This window comes from Streptomyces sp. NPDC059256 (genome assembly GCF_042753785.1).
Lineage (GTDB): Bacteria > Actinomycetota > Actinomycetes > Streptomycetales > Streptomycetaceae > Streptomyces.
In genome coordinates, this window is sequence record NZ_JBHYZO010000009.1 from 72,128 (window position 1) to 95,719 (window position 23,592).

At 69.8% G+C, this 23,592-nt stretch carries 20 protein-coding genes; 10 read left to right on the forward strand and 10 right to left on the reverse strand.

Annotation, left to right across the window (positions count from 1 at the left end; translation table 11 throughout):
• Positions 1 to 7: 7 nt before the first annotated feature.
• Positions 8 to 1,015, forward strand: a complete 1,008-nt coding sequence (locus tag ACFXJL_RS21005) for an acyltransferase domain-containing protein (protein ID WP_384694527.1) — start codon at positions 8 to 10, stop codon at positions 1,013 to 1,015.
• A 67-nt stretch (positions 1,016 to 1,082) separates the two neighbouring features.
• Here the strand turns inward: ACFXJL_RS21005 and ACFXJL_RS21010 are convergent, their stop codons facing one another.
• Positions 1,083 to 1,973: a class I SAM-dependent methyltransferase gene (locus tag ACFXJL_RS21010; protein ID WP_384694530.1), complete on the reverse strand. Its 891-nt coding sequence runs from the start codon at positions 1,971 to 1,973 to the stop codon at positions 1,083 to 1,085.
• 148 nt (positions 1,974 to 2,121) lie between these two features.
• On the opposite strand from ACFXJL_RS21010, the gene ACFXJL_RS21015 reads away from it, so the two are divergent.
• From ACFXJL_RS21015 to ACFXJL_RS21025, 3 genes are read left to right on the forward strand one after another with little or no spacing between them, the layout of a single operon-like run.
• A complete protein-coding gene (locus ACFXJL_RS21015) occupies positions 2,122 to 3,723 on the forward strand; it encodes an FAD-binding oxidoreductase (protein ID WP_384637104.1) in 1,602 nt (533 codons plus the stop codon).
• Positions 3,723 to 4,466, forward strand: coding sequence for an NAD-dependent epimerase/dehydratase family protein (locus tag ACFXJL_RS21020; protein WP_384694533.1), 744 nt, complete (start codon positions 3,723 to 3,725; stop codon positions 4,464 to 4,466). Before ACFXJL_RS21015 ends, ACFXJL_RS21020 begins: the two co-directional genes overlap by 1 nt.
• Before the next feature lie 19 nt (positions 4,467 to 4,485).
• On the forward strand, positions 4,486 to 5,703 hold the full coding sequence (locus ACFXJL_RS21025) for an acyl-CoA dehydrogenase family protein (protein ID WP_384694536.1): 1,218 nt from the start codon (positions 4,486 to 4,488) through the stop codon (positions 5,701 to 5,703).
• A 74-nt stretch (positions 5,704 to 5,777) separates the two neighbouring features.
• Here the strand turns inward: ACFXJL_RS21025 and ACFXJL_RS21030 are convergent, their stop codons facing one another.
• Positions 5,778 to 6,575: a phytanoyl-CoA dioxygenase family protein gene (locus ACFXJL_RS21030; RefSeq protein WP_384694539.1), complete on the reverse strand. Its 798-nt coding sequence runs from the start codon at positions 6,573 to 6,575 to the stop codon at positions 5,778 to 5,780.
• Positions 6,576 to 6,630: 55 nt separating this feature from the next.
• On the reverse strand, positions 6,631 to 7,356 hold the full coding sequence (locus ACFXJL_RS21035) for a class I SAM-dependent DNA methyltransferase (RefSeq protein ID WP_384694542.1): 726 nt from the start codon (positions 7,354 to 7,356) through the stop codon (positions 6,631 to 6,633).
• A gap of 159 nt (positions 7,357 to 7,515) precedes the next feature.
• Between ACFXJL_RS21035 and ACFXJL_RS21040 the strand changes: the two genes are divergently transcribed.
• A complete protein-coding gene (locus ACFXJL_RS21040) occupies positions 7,516 to 8,733 on the forward strand; it encodes a class I SAM-dependent methyltransferase (protein ID WP_358881637.1) in 1,218 nt (405 codons plus the stop codon).
• A 152-nt stretch (positions 8,734 to 8,885) separates the two neighbouring features.
• On the opposite strand, the gene ACFXJL_RS21045 is transcribed toward ACFXJL_RS21040, so the two are convergent.
• From ACFXJL_RS21045 to fabG, 4 genes are all read right to left on the reverse strand, one after another.
• Positions 8,886 to 11,009 carry a BTAD domain-containing putative transcriptional regulator gene (locus ACFXJL_RS21045; protein ID WP_384694545.1) on the reverse strand — a complete coding sequence of 708 codons (2,124 nt, stop codon included), beginning with the start codon at positions 11,007 to 11,009 and terminating at the stop codon, positions 8,886 to 8,888.
• A 319-nt stretch (positions 11,010 to 11,328) separates the two neighbouring features.
• Positions 11,329 to 12,651 (reverse strand): activator-dependent family glycosyltransferase, encoded by a 1,323-nt coding sequence (locus ACFXJL_RS21050; RefSeq protein ID WP_384694548.1) that lies wholly within the window; start codon positions 12,649 to 12,651, stop codon positions 11,329 to 11,331.
• 51 nt (positions 12,652 to 12,702) lie between these two features.
• Positions 12,703 to 13,671: an aromatase/cyclase gene (locus ACFXJL_RS21055; protein ID WP_384694550.1), complete on the reverse strand. Its 969-nt coding sequence runs from the start codon at positions 13,669 to 13,671 to the stop codon at positions 12,703 to 12,705.
• A 59-nt stretch (positions 13,672 to 13,730) separates the two neighbouring features.
• Positions 13,731 to 14,516 (reverse strand): 3-oxoacyl-ACP reductase FabG, encoded by a 786-nt coding sequence (gene fabG, locus ACFXJL_RS21060; protein ID WP_358881633.1) that lies wholly within the window; start codon positions 14,514 to 14,516, stop codon positions 13,731 to 13,733.
• A 224-nt stretch (positions 14,517 to 14,740) separates the two neighbouring features.
• On the opposite strand from fabG, the gene ACFXJL_RS21065 reads away from it, so the two are divergent.
• From ACFXJL_RS21065 to ACFXJL_RS21075, 3 genes are read left to right on the forward strand one after another with little or no spacing between them, the layout of a single operon-like run.
• Positions 14,741 to 15,805 carry a methyltransferase gene (locus tag ACFXJL_RS21065; protein ID WP_358881632.1) on the forward strand — a complete coding sequence of 355 codons (1,065 nt, stop codon included), beginning with the start codon at positions 14,741 to 14,743 and terminating at the stop codon, positions 15,803 to 15,805.
• A gap of 41 nt (positions 15,806 to 15,846) precedes the next feature.
• Positions 15,847 to 16,746, forward strand: coding sequence for an alpha/beta fold hydrolase (locus ACFXJL_RS21070; protein ID WP_384694554.1), 900 nt, complete (start codon positions 15,847 to 15,849; stop codon positions 16,744 to 16,746).
• 26 nt (positions 16,747 to 16,772) lie between these two features.
• Complete coding sequence (locus ACFXJL_RS21075; protein WP_329015390.1) at positions 16,773 to 17,192, forward strand: ester cyclase; 420 nt, start codon at positions 16,773 to 16,775, stop codon at positions 17,190 to 17,192.
• Positions 17,193 to 17,260: 68 nt separating this feature from the next.
• Here the strand turns inward: ACFXJL_RS21075 and ACFXJL_RS21080 are convergent, their stop codons facing one another.
• On the reverse strand, positions 17,261 to 18,394 hold the full coding sequence (locus ACFXJL_RS21080; protein WP_384694558.1) for a nucleotide disphospho-sugar-binding domain-containing protein: 1,134 nt from the start codon (positions 18,392 to 18,394) through the stop codon (positions 17,261 to 17,263).
• 297 nt (positions 18,395 to 18,691) lie between these two features.
• On the opposite strand from ACFXJL_RS21080, the gene ACFXJL_RS21085 reads away from it, so the two are divergent.
• A complete protein-coding gene (locus ACFXJL_RS21085; protein ID WP_384694561.1) occupies positions 18,692 to 19,528 on the forward strand; it encodes an NAD(P)H-binding protein in 837 nt (278 codons plus the stop codon).
• 174 nt (positions 19,529 to 19,702) lie between these two features.
• On the forward strand, positions 19,703 to 21,010 hold the full coding sequence (locus ACFXJL_RS21090) for an activator-dependent family glycosyltransferase (protein WP_384694564.1): 1,308 nt from the start codon (positions 19,703 to 19,705) through the stop codon (positions 21,008 to 21,010).
• A gap of 62 nt (positions 21,011 to 21,072) precedes the next feature.
• Here the strand turns inward: ACFXJL_RS21090 and ACFXJL_RS21095 are convergent, their stop codons facing one another.
• Complete coding sequence (locus ACFXJL_RS21095) at positions 21,073 to 22,356, reverse strand: activator-dependent family glycosyltransferase (protein ID WP_384694567.1); 1,284 nt, start codon at positions 22,354 to 22,356, stop codon at positions 21,073 to 21,075.
• Between the two features lie 11 nt (positions 22,357 to 22,367).
• Positions 22,368 to 23,582, reverse strand: coding sequence for a P450-derived glycosyltransferase activator (locus tag ACFXJL_RS21100; protein WP_384694570.1), 1,215 nt, complete (start codon positions 23,580 to 23,582; stop codon positions 22,368 to 22,370).
• Positions 23,583 to 23,592 lie beyond the last annotated feature (10 nt).

The window sequence follows — 23,592 nt, forward strand, 5'->3', positions numbered from 1 at the left end:
GAGGGGAATGGGGACGTTGGCAACCGGGCGATCGACTGTGCTTCTCCTGCCGGGCCAGGGGTCACAGCACCTCAGGATGGCCGCCGGCCTGTTCGGGACCGAGCCCGTGTTCACGGCAGCCATGGGCGAGGTCTTCACCGCGCTGGGGACGGAAGGAGACCGGCTCAGGGAAGACTGGCTCAGCGAAAGACCGGCCGTCGAACTCGACCACGTGACCCGCTCCCAGCCACTGCTCTTCGCCGTCGACCACGCACTGGGCCGGCTGGTGCTGAGCTGGGGAGTGCGGCCGGGGGCGGTGCTCGGGCACAGCATCGGCGAACTGGCGGGAGCCGTCCTGGCCGGGGTGTTCGCCCTGCCGGACGCGGTTGCCCTGGTGCGCGAGCGCATCCGGCTGCTGGGGGATGGCCCACCGGGTGGGATGCTCGCGGTGGCTGCGGCGCCCGAGGAGGTCGAGCCGTTCCTCGGCGGCGATGTCGTCATCGGCGCGTACAACGCTCCCCGGCAGACCGTGCTTGCGGGGCCGGATCCCGCGCTGGAGAAGGTACACGCGGCGCTGCTGGAGGCCGACTTCACCTGTCGGCGCGTTCCGTCGCTCAGCCCGTTCCACAGTCCTGCGCTCGCCCCGGCGGTCGAGGGATCGGCAGATCTGATCGCCGCCCTACCGGTCCGGCCTCCCAGGATCACCCTCCACTCCTGCTACACGGCACTGCCGCTACGCCCCGACGAGGTGGCCGACCCGGAGTACTGGGCCGCGCAGCCCGTCGCCCCCGTACGGTTCTGGCCGGCGCTGGATGCGCTGCTCACCGATGGTGACGCCGTGCTGGTGGAGGCGGGACCGGGTCAGGGGCTGGCCCAACTCGCGAGGCGGCACCCGTCGGTACGGGCCGGGCGCAGCGTGGTCGTATCCCTGCTGCCGGCTCGTCCCGGGCCGCCCGAGCGGGACCGTGCGTCGGTGGCGGCGGCCCGGGAGGCCCTGATCGGGTTGGGGGTCGCGCCGGAGGCCACCGCTGGGTGACCGTGCCCGAGCCAAGGCGACCCGGACGGATGCGGTCCGCCCGGGTCGCTGAGTTCCTGGCCGCGCGCTACCGGCGTACCGTCGCCGTGACGTAGCGGACCGGGGTGTCGATGGTCAGCGGCCCGTCCCCGTCCCGCATCGCGTCGAGGGCGGTGATCAGCCGCTCGCGCAGCCGCCGGCTCTCGTCGTCGGGCAGATGCGTCCACAGCAGTCGCATGCCTTGGGTGTGGGACCAGTCCACCCATGCCTCGCCCGAGGTGGCCGTCAGTTCCACCGGCTCGTCCACGACCTCGACCTCGGTGAAGCCGGCCGCCTCCATCGTCCGGCGGAGGTCGGCGGGGTGGGAAAGCCAACTGTTGAACCGTCGCTGCAATGCCTCCGGCTGCCACTCCGGCGGCAGATTGGCCAGCAGGGAGCGCGGGATGAGGTCGGTGAACACCGGCGGCAGGAACGGGAAGGTGTCGTCGGTGAAGACGGGACTGGTGAAGGCGATGCGCCCGCCGTCCCGCAGCAACTCGGCGTAGCGGGTGAGCGCCCCGGGCGCGTCCGGCAGGAAGATCACGCTGTAGCTTCCCGTGACGAGGTCGAAGGAGCGGGCGGGCAGGTCGGGACGCTCCCCGTCCATCACCTGTGCTTCCACCTGGCTCACACCCTGCCGCGCGGCCTCTCGACGGGCCTCATCGACCATCGCAGGGGCGATGTCGATGCCCAGCACCGATCCCGTGGGCCCCACCTGTTCGGCCGCCGGGAAGAGTGCGGCGCCGCGTCCGCAGCCGATGTCGAGGACCCGCTCGCCCGGCAGCGGCTTCGCCCGCTCGATCAGCCTGCGTCCCATGGGGGTGAAGAACTCGACCCCCATGCGGTCGTAGTGGGCCGCCGCGCGGTCGAAGGCCCGGGTGACCTCTGCTTTGTAGGCCGAGTCTTCCAGATTTTCCGCGTTGTCCGTTGTTGCTCCCATAGGGGGCAGCATGCAGCCGCCGTCTCGCACCGATGTCTCGCCCGCCTGGAACCCGCCTCGACGGCCCTTACAGCAGAACCCCAACGGTTGGACAGGGCCACTGCCTAGCGTGACGCCCGTACCGGACGGATTGACGGGGGAAGGAACGGTGTTCACGTTGGGTGAGTTGACGCGGCGCGGCGTACTGCGGGGCACGGCCGCCACCGGTGGGGCCGCGGCTCTGACCGGGCTGGGAGCACCGAGCGCGCGGGCCACGCCCTCCGCGAGGGCCTGCGCCCCGGTCGTGGGCCCGGTGACCGTGGGTCGGACGGACCCCAGATTCATCAACCTCAACACGAGCTACAACAGCCGGTTCACTCCGAACCCGGAGTCGTTCTGGCTTGTCTGGTCGGGCGACCAGGTGGTGGCGGCGGTCGACGAGGCCGTGCGGACCGGCAAGCGGATCGCCGTCCGCAGCGGCGGCCACTGCTACGAGAACTTCGTCACCAGCTCCGATGTCGCCGTGGTGGTGGACATCTCACCGCTGAACCAGGTCTCCTTCGACACCGAGCACCAGGCGTTCTCGGTGGAGTCGGGCGCCACCCTCGGCGAGGTGTACAAGGCGCTCTACTACGGCTGGGGAGTGACGATCCCGGGCGGCAGCTGCCCCAGCGTCGGCGTCGGCGGCCATATCGCCGGCGGTGGTTACGGCTCCCTCTCCCGTGAACACGGCATGGTCGTGGACCACCTCTACGGCGTGGAGGTCGTGGTCGTGGACCGGTCGGGCAAGGCTCGTCGGGTCGTGGCCACCCGCCGACCCGACGACCCCAACCGGGACCTGTGGTGGGCCCACACCGGCGGAGGCGGCGGCAACTTCGGCGTGGTCCTGCGCTATCTGCTGCGCACCCCGAACGTACGCAGCCGCAACCCCGCCCTGCTGCTGCCCCGCCCACCCGAGACCTCCGTGGGCAGAACGCTCACCTGGCAGTGGGAAGGCATCACCGAGCAGGCGTTCACCACTCTCGTGCGAGCCCACGGCCAGTGGCACGAGCGGTACCCGCAGACCAAGGTGGGCAGCTCGCTCTCCCTGCCGCACCGCACGGCAGGAGAGTTCCAACTGTTGGTCGGGGCGGACGCCGAACGGGCCGAGGCCGAACGGCTCATGGACGACTTCATCAGGGTCGTCACCGCCAACGTGGGTGTCGCGCCCACGGTCGAGCAGTCGGAACAGGCTTGGTTGCCGGAGACCTTGAACTCCGAGACCCACCCGGGCGGCACGCCCTTCAAGTCCAAGGCGAGCTTCCTGCGCAGACGGTGGACCGACCGACAGATCGCCACGATCCACAAGTACCTGAGCGACGGATACCGCTGGGGCGCGTCCGTCTACCTCAACTCCTTCGGCGGGAAGATCAACTCCGTAGCCCCTTCGGCCACCGCCTTCCCGCACCGCGACGCCCTCTTCAGCGTCTCCTACGACCTCTACTACGACGACCCAGCCAACACCGGGGAGTTGGAGTGGATGCGCCGCTTCTACCAGGAGGTCTTCGCTGACACCGGCGGTGTCCCGGCGCCTGACGCCAACAACAGCGGCTGCTACATCAACTACCCGGACGCCGACCTCGCCGACCCCCGCTGGAACACCTCCAAAGCCCCTTGGTCCACCCTCTACTACCGGGACAACTACCCCCGGCTCCAGCAGGTCAAGGCCCGCTGGGACCCGCGCGGCGTCTTCTCGCACGCGCTCTCCGTCCGCCCCCCATCCGTCCGCTGATGGAGATCATCGGCACCGGATTCCTCGCCCGGCACCTCAAGCCGCTCGCCGGCGCGCACCCACGGGTGACCGTCCTCGCGGCCGGGGTGCCGCGCCACCCCCTACCGGACTCCGAACACCGTCGCGAGGAGCGCCTGGTCCTGGACACCCTGGAGCACTGCCGCTCCCGGGGGCAGACACTGGTCTTCTTCTCCACCGTCAGCATGTACGGATCGCCCGGCTGCCGGGGCCGCGAGGACGACCCCGTCGTTGCCGCCCTGCCGTACGGACAGCACAAGCTCGGTCTGGAGAAGCTGGTCCGGGACTCGGGCGTACCCCACCTCGTGCTGCGTCTGGGCTATGTGATGGGACCCGACGAGCCGGCGTACCGGCTCCTTCCGGTACTCATCCGCCAACTCCGAGCCGGCCGCATCACCGTCCAGCGCGGCGCCCGCCGCGACCTGTTGTACGTGGACGAGTTCGTCTCCGCGCTGGACCTGCTGCTCGCCACGGGCACCGTCGACGAGGTGATCAATCTGGCCTCCGGCGACTGCGTCGACATCAGCGACGTCATCGACCACCTGGAACTGCGTCTGGGGCTCGGCGCCGAACGCGGATACGCCGACCACACCGTCTCGCACTGCCCCTCGGTGGACAAGCTCCACCGGATCGTGCCCGAAGTGGCCGCGCTGGGCTTCGGGCCGGGCTACTTCCGTACCGCCATCGACCGGTATCTCGCGACGGCCGACCGCGCGGATCCGTGACACCGAGGAGAACGACACCATGACCCCTCACGTCATCAGCCGCCCGCCCCTCTGCGACCTCGGCGCGCCGATCAGCCCCGAGGGCGCCGAGCTGTTGGAGATCATCGGACGCCATCTGCCGCGCATCGCCGACGAGGCCGCGGAGCACGACCGCGCGGGGACCTTCCCCGAGGGCGTGTTCCGTGCACTGCGGGACGACGGAGTGCTCGCCGCCACCGTGCCCGTCAAGTTCGGCGGGCTCGGCGTCAGCAGCGTCCACGACGTCTGTCTCGCCATCATGCGGATCGCCGAGGCCGACGCGTCCACGGCGCTCTCCTTGCACATGCAGCTCTGCCGGGGCATCACCATGTCGTACGAGCGCGAGCACTCCACCCCGGCCGGACAGGCGCTCGCCGAGCGGATCCTCACCCTGATGGGCACCGGCGACGCGGTGGTGAGCGGTGCGCTGAAGGACGCCCGGCAGACCACCGAACTGCGTCCCGCGGCCGGAGGGGGCTGGCTGCTCTCGGGTGCCAAGATCCTCGTCAGCATGGCGCCCGTGGCCACCCACTTCGTCGTCGCGGCACCCATCAGGCCCGAGACCGGCCCGCCGCGACTCGCCGCCGCCTTCCTCTCAGCGGACACCGCGGGGTTGAGCGTGCCGGACGACTGGGACGGCATGGGCATGCGGGCCTCGGCCAGTTCCTCGGTGGTCTTCGACGACTGTCCGGTCCCCGACGAGGACCTGTTCGTGCGCGGCCCGGTCGGCGAGGTCAACCACGCCGCTTTCGCCGGGCAGACGGTCAGCTCCATCGGTCTGCTCGGTGTGTACGCGGGAATCGCCCAGTCCGCACGGGACTTCACGGTCGCCGGTGTGCGGCGCCGGGGTGGCACTCCGGCGAGTGCCGTGCGCACCCTCGTCGCCGAACTCGACGTCAAGCTCTACACCCTGCGGTCCGCGCTGGCTGCGGCCCTCATCCACACCGAGCACCTCTCGGAGCGGACCGACGGCGATCCCGCCGAGCGCGGACGCCGGATGATGGCCCCCTTCCAGTACGCCAAGCTGGTGGTGAACCGTTGTGCTGCGGCCATCGTCGAGGACTGCATGACCTTGACCGGAGGCGTGTCGTTCACCGCAGGGCACCCCCTCGCCCGCCGTCATCGGGACGTCCGCGCCGGATGGTTTATGCAGCCGTTCACGTACGCCGACGCGATCGACCAGCTCAGCGCCTGGGCGTTGGAGCTCGACGAGCACTGAACGCCACGAGCGCCAGAACTGAACGGACGGCGGCCCCGGGGAACGATCCTCCCGGGGCCGCCGTGCGATCGGGGTCAGCTCGTGACGATCGGGAACAACTCCGCGTCGTCCAAGGGCTGACCCGGCTCCATATGGGCGAGGTACTCGTCCATCACCCCCGGCAGATAGGTGGTTCCGGCGTCCATGTAGATGACGCCGTGGCCGACCCGACGGGTGTCGGTCTCGTTCCCACCGGCCCAGTGCAGCGTTCGGCAGTGGTGGAAGGCGACGTCACCGGCGCGCAGCGGCACGGTGACCCGGGGCCGCCAGGGGAAGTCCGGCCAGACCTCGTCGGGCTCACGGAACTGCTCGAAACTGGTCATGTGCCGCAGCCGCTCGGAGTCCGCCCGCAGATGCGAGCCGGGGATGTAGCTCAGACAGCCACGTTCGACGGGGACGTCCACCAGCGCGATCCACGCGGTGAGCGTCTGTTCCAGCCCGTCCATCGGCAGCCCCGCTTCGTCATCGTGGAGCAGGGTGGGCGGCGCCCCTTCGGGCTCCTTGACGAGCACCTCGCTGCTGTAGAGGCGCAGCGGAACGCCCGCGAGCCGTCCGGCGATACCGGTCAGCGCGGGGTGGAGGGCCAGCCGGCGCAGCGTCTCGTCCTTGCGCCACACCTGGGTGGTGTAGTTGACCTCCACGGCCGCGCCGTCGTCGCCACCCGCCCACACCTCCATGTCCCGCTCCAGGATGCTCTCGGCGGCCGTCCGGTAGACGGAGACCTCTTCCGGGGAGAGCAGCCGGGGCACATGGACGAAGCCGTCCTCGCGATAGCGGCGGACGCTCTCCTCGGTGAGCGTCGCCGGGGTGGTCAGTTCACGGGGGGACGCCATGGGCGGCTCTCCTTCGCATCGATGGGTCAGTGGGCGGGCGAGGGCGTCGGCGTGCTCACGCCGCGGGGGTCTCCAGTACCCCGACGAACAGACCGCGGCCGTTGTGCAGACCGTCGAGGTACTCCACGCTCAGGCCGGCCGCGGTGAAGGCCGCCTCGTACTGCCGACGGCTGAACAGCGAGATCAGATGGGTCTCGCTGAAGTGCCGCACCCCAGTTGCGGCATCGGCGACGAGGTAGTGCACCTCGATCCGGGACGCGTCGCCCACCCGCACCGAGTGCGACACGCGGGCGAGCGTACGGCCGTCCTCCGTGGTTGTCCCGGTCGCCACATGGCCGTCGAGGAAGGTCTCCGGGAACCACCAGGGGTCGATGGCGACCACACCGCCCGGCCGTAGGTGCCGCGCGAAACGGCGCAGCGCCGACGCCAGCTCTCCCGGGTCGGCCAGATAGCCGATCGAACCGAACATGCAGGTGATGGCCGAGAAGGAGGCGTCCAACGAGAAGTCGCGCATATCACCGGTGTGTACGGTGACCCCCGGCAGCCTGCGTCGAGCGGACTCCGCCATGGGCGCGGACAGCTCAAGCCCCTCGACCCGCTCGAACACCGGGCGGAAGTGCTCCAGATGGGCTCCCGTGCCACACGCCACATCGAGCAGTGACACGGCGCCCGGCATCCTGGCCCGCACCTGGCGGGCGATCTCCTGCGCCTCCGACCGGTAGTCCTTGCCTCTGCCCTGGTGCAGCAGCTCGTAGATTTCGCTGGCCTCTGCCCCGTACAACGCGACTCCCTCTGCCGGCGGGTCCGCGCGCTCACGGACGTGGGCCGCCGGATTCAGGCTGCGGCGAGCGGCTCGAAGCCGCGAAGAAGCCCGCTGGAGCCCGGTTCGGTCCAGTCATCGTTGAGACGGCTGCGAGAGCCCGGGGAGACCGTCTACACCATGACGAGCTGCCGTATCTGCGGCGGCCGACTTCACGAGTTCGGTGATTTCGGTACGCAGCCGCTTTCCAGCGGGTTCCTGGAACCCGACTACATCGGGGACGAGTACCTCTTCCGGCTCGCGCTGGGAGTGTGCGACTCGTGCACCATGGTCCAGCTCATGGAGGAAGTCCCCCGGCATCTGATGTTCAACGGCCACTATCCGTATCTGTCATCCGGGTCGTCGGTGATGAGGAAGCACTTCGAGCAGACGGCGCAGGACTTCCTGCGGACCGAGCTCACCGCCCCGGGCGCGTTCGCCGTCGAACTGGGCTGCAACGACGGCATCATGCTGCGGGCGCTGGCCGACGCGGGCGTCAGGCATCTGGGCGTGGAGCCCTCCGAGAGCGTGGCCGACATCGCCCGCAGGCTCGGCATCCGGGTCACCACCGAGTTCTTCCAGGCGTCGACGGCACAGGAGATCCGGGAGGCGGAGGGCCCCGCCCAGCTGATCTACGCGGCGAACACCCTGTGCCACATCCCGTACATGGACTCCATCTTCCAGGGCATCGACGCGCTGTTGGCGCCCGACGGTGTGTTCGTCTTCGAGGACCCCTATCTGGCGGACATCGTCGAGAAGACCTCGTACGACCAGATCTACGACGAGCACTACTACTTCTTCAGCGTCACATCGGTGGCGGCCATGGCCGAGCGGTTCGGCTTTGAACTGGTGGGTGCGGAGCGGCTGCCCGTGCACGGCGGTGAGGTGCGCTACACCCTTGCCCGCAGGGGTCGGCGCACTCCGGATCCCGCGGTGGCCGTGCTGCTCGCGGAGGAGAAGACCCGCAGACTGGCCGAACTGGACACCCTCAAAGGCTTCTTCCGGAACGTCGAACGCTCACGGGACGAGTTGGTGAGCCTGCTCCGGAAGCTGAAGGCGGAAGGGTGCACGGTGGTCGGGTACGGTGCGACGGCGAAGAGTGCCACCGTGACCAACTACTGCGGAATCGGTCCCGACCTGGTGTCGTTCATCTCCGACACCACACCGAACAAGCAGGGGCGGCTCACTCCCGGCGCCCACATCCCGGTGCGCCCGCGTGCGGCGTTCGACGATCCCTATCCCGATTACGCCCTGCTCTTCGCCTGGAACCACGCCGAGGAGATCATCGCCAAGGAGACCCAGTTCCGGGAGTCGGGCGGCAAATGGATTCTCTACGTACCGCATGTGCAGGTGGTGTGACGCTCCTGCGCAGCCGCACGGTCGCCCGTCCGCGATCTCGCGGCTGCTGAGTCGGTGTGCGCGGTGGAACCTCGCTCCCACCGCGCACACCTTCCCTGCTCATGGAGCCTTGCGCCGGAGGCCGGGCAGCCCCATTCCTCAGGTCCCGGACATCACCTGGGGTGCGAGGGTCCCTGGCAGGCGTGCTCGTCCGGGGCGTCCGCCCTGAGCCGAGGGTCCTGCCTGAGCGTCGAGTCCAGCCGTCCCCTTGCGTACGTCCAGGTCAACGGGGGAAGAGCGTAGTGCAGCTCATCGTTGCCATAGTGGACGATCTTGAGGAGGTAGCTGTTGACGAACCGGTCGAGGATGCGCTCGACCGAGGGGATCTCCCACCCGAGCAGGTCGGCCACCGTGGTGGCGGTGAACTCGTCGGCGGGCAGCATGCTCAGCAGTCGAAAGACCGCCTGTTCGCTCCGGGTGAGCCGGTCGTACGCGGCGTCGTAGCCTGACCTCACATCGAGGTCGCCCAGCCGGAGTTCGCTCAGGATGTCGCTGGACCTCGCCAGTTGGTCCGCGACCCGGGTGAGGGGGAGCCCCGGCATGGTGGCCACTCGGCCGCCGATACATCGCAGCGCAAGGGGTAGCCATCCACCCAGCTTCCCCAGCTTGTCGGCCGCCTGTGGCTCTTCGTCGAGCCGTTCACGTCCGATCAGACTGGCGAGGAGGTCGATCCCCTCCGTGCTGTCCAGCACATCGAGGTCCACGCTCTGGGCTCCGGCCAGTCCGTGCAGCCGACGACGACTGGTGATGATCACCGCACACTCGGGTCCGCCCGGCAGCAGTGGACGGACGTCCGCCAGCGTCGCCGTGTCATCCAGCACCAGCAGGACCCGGCGCGCCGCCGTTGTCGAGCGGAAGAGCTTCGAACGCTCCTCCAGTTGGGTCGGAATCAGCGTGTCGGGGATGCCCAGGGACCGCAGTAGTCCATGGAGCACCTCCCGGATGTCCCGGGGTTCGTCGCTCGATCCATGGAGTTCGACGTGGAGCTGCCCGTCCGGGAAGAGATGTCGCACCCGGTGGGCCAGATGGACCGCCAGGGCCGACTTGCCGACCCCCGGCATGCCCGCGATCACGACGACACGGGTCGCCGCGTGCCGCACGGTTCCGTCCTCCGGGGGGAGGAACTGGAGCATGATGTCCTCGATGACCGGTGCCCGGCCGGTGAAGTCACCGACGTCCGCGGGGAGTTCCGCGGGTGCGGGCGTGGTCGACTGCCCGGCGCCGGCACGCTCCTCGGCGTGGGACCGCGGGGGCGATGGCACCGGACCCGTCGCCCTGACGGGGCCGTGGGCGCCCTGGGCTGACGCACCGGCGGCGTCGCGTTGGGCCGGAACCGAGGTGAGCAGATGGTCTCGCTCCGGCGCATGGGTGGCCGGCGTGCGCTCCTCCACGTCGACGGCGGTTCCCCGCGCGGCCCGTGGCCCGGCCGTACTCGTCGCGGCACCGTCCCGAGACCCCGTACGGATCGACTGCCGGGCATCGAACGGAGGTCCGACGGGCGCGTCGGCGAGCAATGCCTGGTGCAGTTGGCGCAGTTCCTCGCCCGGTTCGAGCCCCAGGTCCTCGACCATGTTCTGTCGCAACACCCGGAAGACCTCAAGGGCCTCATGGCGCCGCCCTGATCGATGCAACGCGATCATCAGCGAGGCATGGAGATGCTCATGGAGGGGATGGGTGAGTATGAGTGACTTGAGTTCGCTGACCAACTCCCGGTGGTGGCCGAGTTGGAGATCTGCCTCGATCCGCATTTCCAGGGTCCTGGAGCGGAATTCTTCCAGCCGTGTCGCATAGGAGGAAAGGAGCGCCCCTCTGTCCACATCGACGAGCGCAGGCGCCCGCCAAATCGACAGGGCTTCGGCGAGGGATTCACGAGCCCGTACGGGATCGCCGTTCCTCAGTGTTGCCTTGCCCTCGCCCGCCGCTTTTTCGGCCCGGTGGAGGTCGACTGAGGAGTTGGGTATGTCAAGGACATATCCACCCGGTCGAGTATGAAGAACCTCTTTGCCCCCGTAGCGAACAAGGATCTTGCGGAGTTTGTAAATGTAGGTCTGAAGAGTTGTTAGCGCGCTGGTGGGAGGGCCGCCCTCCCACAATTCATCGATCAGTTCGGATGTCTGGACGACTGCGTTTCGCCGCATGATCAAGAGTGCGATTACTTGGCGAGGCTTGGGTGCTGTAGGCGCAACGTTCTTGTCTTTCTCAAGCATCCCTAAGGGCCCGAGAACTTGGAAATCCATTGTTCCCCCAGTTGCACACAACGGTGGCTCGATCCGCTGTCGAAGCGAGATGCGTTGAAATTCAACCACCCATCGAGGTTGGTGGCCTCAATGAAGCGATACATCGCGACTCGCTGCAACTTGACTCTAGATTTGGTCGACTAGCTTGTCAATGTTCAGCCAATGGGAACGTCAAGGATTGGTAATTCGATTGACGACACGCCGAAGCGCGTGCCGGAAGCGCTGGGCCCGGGGCATGTGCAATCGACATTTCCCGGGAGAATCCGCGCGGAGCGGGACAGAACCAGGGCCGCCGTGCGGCCGTCACGGGCAGGACTGCTCACAGGCCCCGACGGACAGCCGGCCGATGGTGGGCGGTGAGCCGTTCGAGGACGGGGACCACATCGGCGGGCGCGGCGGTCGCAGCCATCTCCCGACGCAACCGACGGGCCTGGCGCGCCGGAGCCGGGTCGTCGAGCACTCGGCGGACGAGGTCACGCAAGCCCGCCGCGGTCAGACGCGCGGGATCGGCGACCTGGAGCCCGGCACCGGAACGTTCCAGGCCCTCAGCCCGGCGGGCGCTGTCCCACAGCACGTCCGGCAGGATGATCTGCGGGACCGCGTGGGCCAGCGCCGACTGGTAGGTTCCCGCCCCGCCGTGGTGCACCACGGCGGCACAACTGGGCAACAGGGCGTCCAGCGGCACGAAGTCCACCACCCGCACCCGTGCGGGCAGCGTTCCGAGCGCATCGCGCCGCGCCGCGCCGACGGTCGCGACGACCTCGACGTCCAGTGCAGCGACGGCGTCGAGGATCTCGGCCACCGACACCCGGTCCCTGCCCAGGGTCTCCAGCAGCGACAGCCCGAGAGTGACACAGACCCGGGGGCGCCGCGGCGGCTCCAGGACCCAATCAGGTAATACGGCGGGCCCGTTGTACGGGACGTAGCGCATCGGCACCCGCACCAGATCCGTCGGCAGTGCCAACGAGGTGGGAACCGGATCGATGGTCCACTGCCCCACCACGGCCTCCTCGGTGAAGCGGCAGCCGTACTCCTCCAGGGTCCAGCCCAACCACTCCGCCATCGGATCGTCCCGCAGCGCGGGTATCCGACGCTCCAGCACCCGGTTGTAGTGCTGGCGCAGAAAACCGATGAGGTCGAGGCCGAAGAGCAACCGGGCGTGCGCCGCGCCCGAGGCCATCGCCGCGACGGGGCCCGCGAAGGTCATCGTGTCCCACACCACGAGGTCCGGCCGCCACCACCGCGCGTAACGCACCAGGTCGTCGATCATCTCCGGGTCGCACTGGGTGGGAAACGCTCCCGCTGCGAGGGCCAGTTGCCTGCGGTGCATCAACTCGTACGTGAGCCGCTCCGGCCGGACCTCGCTGATATCGGTCAGCTCCAGGTAGTCCAGGGACTCCGGCCCCTCCCGACCACTCTCCAGCGCTTCGCTGCGGCGCTCGTCCAACTCCTCCACCAGGGCTTCCTGGTTGAGTGGAGCACCCACCGGCACCGCGGACAACCCCGCCCGCAGCACATGCTCCACGGCATCGGGCTGGGTGGCCACGCGCACATCGTGCCCCGCAGCGCGCAGCGCCCACGCCAGGGGCACCTGGCTGTGGACGTGCGTCCGCGCCGCGAAGGTGGTGAACAGCACGCGCATGGCCCTCTCCCGACCTCTCCCCGCCGTGAACCGGTCCGCTCAGCGACCAGCTCAGTGAGCCGCCCGGTGACCTGCCCGGTCTGCGATCTCCTCCGCGTACGCCTTCGCGTACCCCATCGTCGCCGTGCTGTTGCGGCCGAGCGCCTCCCGGATGAAGGTGCGCGCCTCGGTGACGCCCGCCTCGGCGCCCAGGACCCCCGCGATCGCCTCCGGATTCACGACCACCGTGTGGGTACTGGTGATCTCCGTCTCCTCGCCCACCTCGCGGATCAGCCACTCACCGGTGTGCGCCGACATCAACACCGGCGTCTGGAGCTGCTTGTAGACGATCCGGTCATGGGGGAAGCAGATCCGCACCGACCGGGTGGTGTGCGTGGAGCCGTCCGCGGTACGGGTGTCCATCTCCAGCACCTGCTGCCTCGGGACGTCCTCGGCGAGGGACACCCGGGCCACGTGCGGCAGCCGCTGCTCCCAGGCGTCCGCCCGGTCGATGAAGTCGTAGACGTCCTTGGCGGCACCGGCCACCCGCAGCGAGTCCGAGAACGTCAGCGTCAGCTCGCCGCGCTGCGTCCGCAGTTCCGCGGCTGCGCGCAGCGCCGCCAGTTCCTGGCCGCTGTTGCGGTCCACCGCCTGTTGGATCCACTCGACCTTCGCCGGGTCGTCGCCGATCGCGCGGAAGTCGTGCAACAGCCGGACCAGGGTCGCACCGGACGGATCGGTCTCGATCACCCATTCGCCGCCCATCGCGGCCACGGGAGGCGCGGACACCTCCTGACGGAACCGGACCCGCAGCCGTTCCCGGTCCAACTCGCGCAGCGAGGTCCAGCCCTTCACCTCCCCGCCCGCGGTGGCCCAGATCCGGATGCGTTCACGGTCTCCGTCGCGTTCGGCGTCGACATGGACGCACGGCGGGAAGGTCTCCGGCCAGCCGGTGACGTCCTCGATCAGCGCGAACACCACATCGGCCGGGGCGTTCACGGTGATCCGGTGCTCGGTGTGGTGGGTCTGGGGCTCAGTCATCTTCCGGTCCTCTTGTCTCACCCGTCGCTGCCACGGTGGTCGGTCGTCCTCCGGTCGGCTCAGTAGTTGCCCAGCCCGCCGCAGACGTTGAGCGCCTGTGCGGTGATGGAGGCGGCCGTGTCGGTGACGAGATAGCCGACCAGACCGGCCACCTCCTCGGGCGTCGAGTACCGGCCGAGCGGAATCTTCGCCTCGAACTTGGTCAGGACCTCGTCCTCGCTGGTCTCCCAGAAGTCGGCGTACCCCTGCCGCACCCGCTGGGCCATCGGGGTCTCGACATAGCCGGGACAGACGGCGTTGACAGTGATCCCGGACTTCGCCAGCTCCTGCCCCAACGCCTTGGTGAAGCCCACCACCCCGTGCTTCGACGCGGAGTACGGGGCGCCGAACATCACCCCCTGCTTGCCGCCGGTCGAGGCGATGTTGATGATCCGGCCGCTGGTGCCCTCCAGCATCCGGCCGGTGGTGAGCACCTCGCGCGTCACACGGAACACACCGTCGAGGTTGGTCGCCATCACATCGCGCCACAGTTCGTCGGTGAGGGTCGACGTCGTACCGCCGCCGCTGCGACCGGCGTTGTTGACCAGGATGCCGACCGGGCCGTACTGCTCGACCGCCGCCGCGACGAACGCGTGCACATCGTCGGTGGAACGCACATCGCAGGCCCGGCCTTCGACCTCGTAGCCCTCCTTGCGGAACCGCTCGACGGTCGCCGCGACATTCTGTGCGTCACGGGCGCACAGAAAGACCCGGTGACCCTGCTCGGCCAACAGGGCGGCGACCGAGGCGCCGATTCCGCTGGTCGCACCCGTCACGATGGCGACCTTCTGTTCCTTGCTCGTCATGCGTTCCCCGTTCGTGGAAGTCCCTCGGTGTTCCTTCGACGTCCCTTGGGTGCGCGCTCAAACGGAACGCCGATTGCCCACGCTGTCAGGGGCCGCTCGCGGCCCACTTGACCCGTCCGCCACTTCCGCTCCGACGATGGCCCAGCGATCGTCGAGACGGTTGCGAGACGGGCGGACCACACTCGCCGGGCACGGACGTCCGAGCGACTCAGGGAGACGCCCACGTGAGCAGCACGAGCAGTCAGCACGACGGCACGCCCATCGACCGCTTCCTCCGGCTGGTCGACCTCGTCACACCGACGTCCCTGCGGGTCGCCGCCACCCTGCGCCTGGTGGACCACATGGCCGCCGGCGCGCACACCCCCGAGGACCTGGCACGGGCCACCGGCACCGACGCCGGTGCGCTGCACCGCCTGGTGCGCCACCTCACCGCCGTCGGCGTGTTCGAGGAGAGCGCCCCCGGCCGGTTCGGCCCCACCGACCTCGGACTGCTGCTCGCCGACGACCACCCGCTCCAACAGCGCTCCTGGCTCGCGCTCGACCAGATCATCGGCCGGGCGGACCTCGCCTTCACCCAATTGCTGGAAGCGGTCAGGACCGGACGCCCCAGCTATGAAGCCCTGTACGGAAGGCCCTTCTGGGACGACCTGTCGGCCAACCCGGAGCTGGGTGAGTCCTTCGACGCACTCATGGCGACCGAGGAGGAAGCGGTCGACGAGGGCTTCATCGCCACCTATGACTGGAGCGGCGTACGGCACGTCCTCGACGTCGGCGGTGCTCCCGGCGGATTGATCCAGTCGATCGTGCGGACACTGCCCGAGGTGCGCGGCACCCTGCTGGACCTGCCGTCCCCGGCCGATCGGGCGCGTGCCAAGATCGCCCAGCGGGGGCTCGCGGACCGCATCGACGTCATCGGCGGCGACTTCTTCGACGAACTGCCGGTGACCGCGGACCTGGTCCTGCTCTCCATGGTGTTGTTGAACTGGCAGGACGACGAGGCCCGACGCATCCTCAAGCGCTGCCGGGACGCCCTGGAGCCGGGCGGCACCCTGATCCTGCGCGAACGCGCCGAACCTTCCACCGACGCCACGACGAGCACCGCCGACCTCCACTTCAGCCTCCTCGACATGCGGATGCTGGTGTTCCTCGGCGGTCGGGTCCGGACGACGGCCGAGTGGTCCGAGCTGGCGGCCTCCGCCGGCCTCGCCATCACCTCCCTCGTCACTCCCATCACCTCGCCCGTCGTGCCGTTCGACTTCTGCCTGATCGAGATGACCCCCGTCGACTGACGGGGACGGAACCAGAGCGCACCCGCGAGAGGGAATCCCGCATGCCCGAACGGATCGTGACCACCGACGATGTACAACTGTGGAGTGAGGACCTCGGAGACCCTGCCGGCCCACCGCTGCTGCTGATCGCCGGAGGGAACCAGTCCTCCCAGGCGTGGCCCCGGGAGTTCGTCGACCTGCTGACCGCCGAAGGACTGCGGGTCATCCGGTACGACCACCGGGACACCGGGCGCTCCACCGTCCGTGACTTCGCCGCACACCCCTACGGCTATGCGGAGCTGGTACGGGACCCGGTGGCCGTCCTCGACGCCCACGGCGTCGCCGCCGCGCACGTCGTCGCCATGTCGATGGGCACGGTGATGGGCCAACTCCTCGCCCTCGACCACCCCGAACGGCTCCTCAGCATGACCCTGATGCTCGGCGGCGGACTGGACATCGACTTCGACGGCAACATCGAACGGGCCTTCAACGGACAGCCGTCCGTCGACGGTCTGCCCTTGCCGCAGCAGCCGCTGCTGGACGCGCTGGCGCTGATGTCCGAACCCGCGGAGGGCCGCGATGCGGTACTCGATCTCCGGGTACGCAGGTCGAGGATCTTCTCGGGCGACAAGGTTCCCTTCGGCGCGGAAGACTTCCGCCGCTGGGAGGAGCAGGCCGCAGACCACGCCGGCACCATCGCCGAGCCCGTCGCCCACCACCAACTGGCCTCCCACCCACGCGAACGGGCAGCCGAACTCGCCGGGGTACGGGTGCCGACCCAGGTGATCCAGGCGCTGGAGGACCCCATCTCCCCACCGCCGCACGGCAGGCACCTCGCCGGACTCATCCCGGGCGCCCGCCTGGTGGAGATCCCCGGCATGGGGCACGCGCTGCCCCGCTCCGTCCACACCCCGCTCGCGGAAGCGATCACCGCCCACACCCGTGCCGCCGTCCGGCCCTGACCCGGCGCCCAGCACCAGGAGATCCGATGTCCCCACAGGAGAACAAGGCACACGCCCTGCGCATGGTCGACGCATGGAACCGTGGCGACCCCGACGCCGTCATCGCGTACTGGGCCCCGGACGCCGTCCACTACGACGAGGACGGCGGCCGGATGCCCGCCGACCAGATCGCCGACATCATGCGCGGCACCCTGGACTCGTTCCCCGATCTGCGTCTGGAGGCCAAGAGCATCGTCGCCGAGGGTGACCGGGTGATGCTGCGGATCACCGCCACCGCGACCCACCGGGGTGACTTCATGGGCGTACCCGCCACGGGCGCCCCGGTGTCCTGGCACTACCTCGAAGAACTCCTCTTCGACGACCAGGGCCGGGTGACCGCACACTGGGACGTGATGAACTTCGGCCCCCTCTACCGGGTCCTGGGCCAGATACCCGACGGGCTCTGAGAACACCACGGAAGCACGGAGCCCGGGCCCCCTCTGTGCGGGCCCGGGCTCCCTTGGCGCTCCGGCCGTCAGCCTGCCAGCTCCACCAGCCGTGGCACCAGATCGGCCGGGGTCGGCATCGTGTCGACCATCTCCTGACGCAGCGCGCTCGCCGCGGTGCGCAACTCCAGGTCGTTCAGCAGCCGACGGCATTCCACGGCCCCGATCGTGGTCGCATCAGCCGTGAATCCGGCCCCGCTGCCCACCAACACCGCACCGTTGGCCTGCTGGTAGGCGCCGTCCGGCAGTACGCACTGCGGCACCCCCAGCCGCATGGCGGTCAGCAGTGTGCCGGAACCGGCATGGTGGACGATCCCCGCACAGGTCTCCAGCAGCGGCGCCAACGGCACCCACTCCACGGTCCGTACGTTCTCCGGCAATTCGCCGAGGAGTTCCACATCGCCGCCGCCCAACGTCAACACGAACTCGGCGTCGATGTGCGCGGCCTCGGCCATCAAGGGGGCGAGCATCGTGATCCCGCCCCACTGCGCGCCGATCGATCCCAGGGTGACCGCGATCCGGGGCCGCTCGGACGGTGCAAGGAGCCAGGCGGGCAGTGTTCCGCCGCCGTTGTAGGGGACGTAGCGCATCAGCCACTCGTCCTTTGGGCGTTCACCCCCGGGCAGCAGGTGCGCCAACCGGGCCGGGACCGAGCTGATCCGCGCGGTCGCCCTGGGCGTCGCGCTGATGCCGTGCCGTGCGTAGTCCCCCTTCATGGCCTCCCGCAGCAGCCCGGCCAGCCGCGGGTCGCTGTCGGCCGGGCCCAACGGCAGCTCCACGCACGGGATGCCGAGCGCACTCGCGGCGAGCGCCCCCGCGCCCTGGGCGGCCGAGTGCACGATCACATCCGGGGCCCAGGACCGTGCGGCCTCCAACACCCCGTCCACCTCGGCACCCGACACCCGGCCGAAGAGCTCCGCGAGGAACTCCACCCCCGCGTCCTTGACGTACATCGGGTCCTCGGCGCCTTCGGGCACCCAGATCTTGTCGTAGTCGAGCCCCGGGGTGACGTCGACGGCGGGCAGGCCCGCATCGGTGACGGCGTCCAGGGCGGCTCCGAGCGCATAGCGGACCTCATGGCCTGCGGCGAGCAGCGCGTGGGCCACCGGCACCGTGGGGAAGGCGTGACTGAGTACGGGAGAGGTGACGAACAACGCGCGCATGATTCCCCTGTCGACGAACTGCTGGTTCCGGTGAGCGTCGCAGCGCCCTCTCGCGGTGTGGCTGAAGAACGGTGGAGACACAGCGCACCCCGGTGGACCCGGCTCCAGCGGCCCACCGGAATCTCTCGTGGCGCACGCGGCATCGTGATCGTCCGGCGGACCGTCACCAGGACAGCGGACGGCCGCCCGGCCGTGGACCCGCGCCGCATCCCCCGGGGCGCGGGCCACGGCTGTGGTTCCACGGCGCACCTGTGGAACAAAGGCGCACAAGGAACTCTGCAAGGTGGAGGAGAGACCATGGCCATACTCGTCACCGGTGCGACCGGACACGTCGGCCGCCATGTGGTGCGACGGCTCGTCGCCGCCGGCCAGCCCGTCCGGGCGCTGACGCGCGATGTCGGCGCGGCCAAGTTCCCCGCTGGAGTCGACGCCTTCGAGGGGGATCTGCTCCAGCCGGCCACGCTGCGCGCGGCGCTGACCGGGGTGGAGCGGATGTATCTCTTCCCCGTGGCCGAGACCGCGCGGGAGGTCGCCCTCCTGGCCGCATCGCTGGGGGTGCGCAGGATCGTGGTCCTCTCCTCCGACGCGGTCACCGACGGAAGTGACCCGAGCGGGCACCGAGACGTCGAAGAGGCGGTGGAAGCGGTGGAGGCGGCCGGGGTGGAGTGGACCCATCTGCGGCCCGGCGAGTTCGCCGTCAACAAACTCAGTCTGTGGGAGCACTCCATCCGCACCGGGGCGGTGGTCAGGTCCGCCTACCCGGGTGCCATGGGTGCGCCCGTCCACGAGGACGACGTCGCGGCCGTCGCCGTCGCCGCCCTGCTGGAAGAAGGCCACCAGGGGGCGATCCTTCGGATCTCCGGGCCCCGCGCGCTCAGCCAGCGCGACCAGGTCCTCGCAATCGCACGGGGGCTCGGGCGGGCCATCGCCTTCGAGGAGGTCTCGCCCGCCGAGGCCCGTGCGGACATGCTGGCCCAGGGCTTCCCCGCCGACATCGCCGACTACATCCTCGCCCACCAGGCGACCTGGGCCGACCAACCGGCCGCCGTCCACCCGACCGTGGAGCAGGTGACCGGGCGACCCGCCCATGACCTGGCGCGCTGGGCCGCCGACCATCTGACGGACTTCCAGTGATCGCGACCGCCCCCTGATGTCGGGGAACCGGGTCAACCCCGGGCTCTCGACCGCGCCCGACCCCGGTCAACCCCGGACCAGGCCGGCGCCCCGGACATCAGCGACCACCGTCTTCCGTGGTTCCGGTTTCAGTGATGTGACCCCCAGTTTCCAGTGATCGAGCGGAGCCCATCGATGCGCGTACTGTTCGTCACCCTCGCCGCCTCGACGCATCTGCACGCCCAAGTACCGCTCGCCTGGGCACTGCGGGCCGCGGGGCACGACGTCTGTGTGGCGAGCCACCCCGATGTGGCCGACGACATCGTCCGCAGTGGTCTCACCCCCGTGCCCATCGGCGAGCCCATGGACATCGGCCAGTGGGCGGACGTCTCCCCGCTCACCGAGGAGGAGTTCCACGACGAGGCCAACATCTGGGATGCGCGCGGGGGTGTCAACTGGGAGTTGTTCGACCTGTGCGAGATGCGACCGGAGAAGCTCACCTACTCCCATATGCACGCGGTGTTCAGTGCCTGGATCGGTGCCAGCTTCCAGGAGATCTCCTCGCCTCAGCTCATGGACGACCTGGTGTGCTTCGCTCGCCAATGGCGTCCCGACCTGGTGATCTGGGATCCGCTGACCTTCGCGGCCCCGGTCGCAGCGCTGGCCGTCGGCGCGGCCCACGCGCGCATGATGTTCGGGTTCGACGTCATCGGCCGCATGCGCCAGAGCTACCGGACCGCGGTGGAGGAGCGCCCCGCCGTCCTGCGCGATGACCCGTTCGAAGAGTGGCTCGGCACCGCCCTGGCCCGGTACGGCGTCGCATTCGACGAACAGGCCGTGCTCGGACAGTGGACCGTCGACACCGTTCCCTCCTCGATGCGGCTGGAGGTCGACCACCTGTACCTCCCCATGCGGTACACGCCGTACAACGGCCGCTCCACCGTTCCGCGCTGGTTGTGGACCCCGCCTGAGCGCCGCCGGGTCTGTCTGACCCTCGGCCGCTCCTTCCGGGAACTGATGGGGGGAGACCGCGCCGATGTGGGGGAGTTGCTCCGGGGCGTCGCCGATCTGGACATCGAGGTGGTCGCCACCCTGAACACCGATCAGCTCAGCTCGCTGCCGTCGCTTCCCGACAATGTGCGCGCGGTGGACTTCGTCCCCCTGGACGCGCTGCTGCCGAGCTGTTCGGCGATCATCCACCACAGTGGATCAGGGACCACGCAGACCGCGCTCGCGCACGGAGTGCCCCAGGTCATCGTGCCAGCGAACATGATGGACAACGTCCTCAAGGCGCAGCAGGTCGAAGCCGCCGGGGCCGGTCTCCACGTCAAGGACACCGCCGCGCTGACGGCGGATTCACTGCGTGCCCTCCTGCTGAGGGTGCTGGACGAGCCGTCGTTCGCCGAGAACGCGGCGGCGCTGCGGCGGGAGATGCTCGCTACTCCCGCCCCCCGCGACATCGTGCCCGCGCTGGAGCGCCTCACCCGCCTCGGCCGCCGCTGAGACCAGCCGCTGCTGTGCTGTGACCGGCCGCCGCCTCCATCGGGGGCGGCGGCCGAGCCGTGTCACGCCGGCGCGGCGGCCCGGCTCCGGTGCCGCGCGGTGAGCCGCTCCAACACGTCGACCACCTCGTTGGGGTGCGGCGCGGCACTCACCTCCGCCTGCAACGCCTGTGCGCGAAGCCGGAACTCCGGCTCCTTCAACAGCCGCAGCAGGCCCGAGCGCAGGCTCTCCGCCGACACTCCTCCCGCCGGCAGGAACAGCCCGGCGCCCAACTCCGCGAGCCGCTGTGACCGGTAGACCGCGTCCCACACCCGGCCCAAGGAGATCTGTGGCACCCCGCAGGCGGCGGCGGTCGCCCAGGTGCCGGCGCCGCCGTGGTGCACGATCGCCGCACAGGTCGGCAGCAGCACGTCCAGCGGTACGTGGTCGACCAGCCGGACGTTGTCCGGTACCGAGGAGATCAGCTCCCGCTCCGAGGGATCCACCGTGGCCACCACCTCGGCGTCCAACCCGGAGACCGCCTCGAAGACGTCGTCCACCGCAATGGTGCTGGGCGCACCGGTGTTGCGGGTGGTCATGCCCGCGGTCACACAGATCCGGGGCCTGGTGGGCGCCGACCGCAGCCACGGCGGGACCACCGTCGGGACCTGGCCGTTGTACGGGATGTAGCGCATCGGCACCAGGGGCTGCCCCAGCGACAGGCGTACGCTCGGCGGCATCTGGTCGATCGACCACTGACCCGTCACGACCTCCTCGTCGAACGCACAGCCATAGCGCTCCAGTGTCAGACCCAACCATTCGCCCAGGGCATCGTCGTGCTCCGACTCGGGCCCCCGCTCCCAGTGCTCCCGCAGCAGCCGACGCGTGCTCATGAACATGTCCGGGAACGAGAGCAGCCGAGCGTGGGCGGCACCGCTGGCCCGCGCCGCCACCGCACCGGCGAAGGTGAACGGCTCCCAGATCACCAGGTCGGGCCGCCACTCCCGGGCGAAGGCCACCAACTCGTCCACCATCGACTCGTTGTTGATCCAGGAGTAGAAGAGCGAGGTCATCACGGTTTCATGGCTCATCAGAAAGTCCCGGCTGAGCTGATCGTGGCGCCTCTCCAGATAGTCCGGGCGGTCGTGCAGGGCCATCATCGGCCCGCCCACCGCGCCGAGCACGGTGTGCAGCGCCGGGTCCTCACCCACCGGTACCGCGGTCAGACCCGCGCCGGTGATGGCGGCGGTGAGCGCGGGTTGGGAGGCGATCCGCACCTCGTGCCCCGCGGTCCGCAGCGCCCAGGCCAGTGGCACCGAACCGCTGAAGTGGCTCTGCTCCGCGAAGGAGGTCATCAGTACACGCATGGTTCGACCCTTCAGCCGGTGGAAACGGGCAGGTGCAGTACACCGCCGGTCACGGGGGACCGCAGCCGGCGCAGTTCAGGGCCGGCTCGGCGCAGCTTCGGCAGTTGGGCGACGGCGGTGGCCACGACGGCGGTGGCCAGCGGCCTCACCAGTGGCTCCAGCGGGCCCGTGAACAGGTCGTCGGTGAAGGCGAGCAGCGGCGCTCCGGCCGGGCGGTCGAGGTCGAAGCGGTCCGGGTCGGGGAACGCATCGGGGTCGCGTTGGGCGGCCTCCACCAGCACCACCACCTCATGGCCGGCTTCGATCGGCTGCCCGCCCAACTCCACGTCCTCGTAGGCGAACAGCTTCTGCATGCGCACCGGTGGGGAGTGGCGCAGTGCTTCCTGGACGGCGTCAGCCGCGCGGTTCGACTCCTGTCGGACCCGGTCCCAGGACTCGGCGTGGTCCAGCAGCAGTGCCACGGTCCGGGCCGCGGTGTTGGCGGCCATCTGCACTCCGGCGACGGCGAACAGCCCCGCGACCCCCCGGGCCGGTGCGCCGGCTCCGTTGCCCGCCGCGTCCAGCAACTCGCCGACCTGATCGACCGCGGTGATCAACGCCCGTGCCGTGGGGGTCCGCGGCGGACACACGGTCGCGTCGAGCGCGGGCGCGGTCTCCACGCACAGCGCGACGAACCGTTCCCGTTCGGCGGGGGACACCCCGAGCAGCGCCGCCACCGCGGACGCCGCGACCGGATGTGCGACCTCGGTCATGAAGTCGAAGGCGCCGTCCTGTCGGCCCAGCGCCTCCTTGCACCGTTCGGCGACCTCGTCGGCGAAGCCGGTGCCGACCGTGGCACGGGCCAGGGCGCCCAGCTCCCGGTACTGGCTCCGCTCCTGCGCCAGGTACACCTCGTCCAGCGGTAGGACCCGGTGCAGGGCCGGCAGTTGCCACTCGTACATCGGCTCACCGTCGTTGCCCTCCGCCGCCACGGGGTAGCGCACGCCGAACCGGGGATCCCGCAGCAGTTCGGCGGCGGTGTCGTACTTCGCGGTCACCCAGGCGTCGGCCATGCTCCACATCACCTCGCCGTGTGCGCGGGCGTGGCGGCCGAGGTCGTGCGGGTCGTCGCTCTCGGCCCTCAGCAGCAGGGCGTAGGGGTCGTCCTTGATGCCGTAGATCCACTGCATGCCCCGGAGCGACATCAGCAGGGAGCCCAGCTCACTGTCGGTCTTGGTGGAAATCATGCGGTCGAAA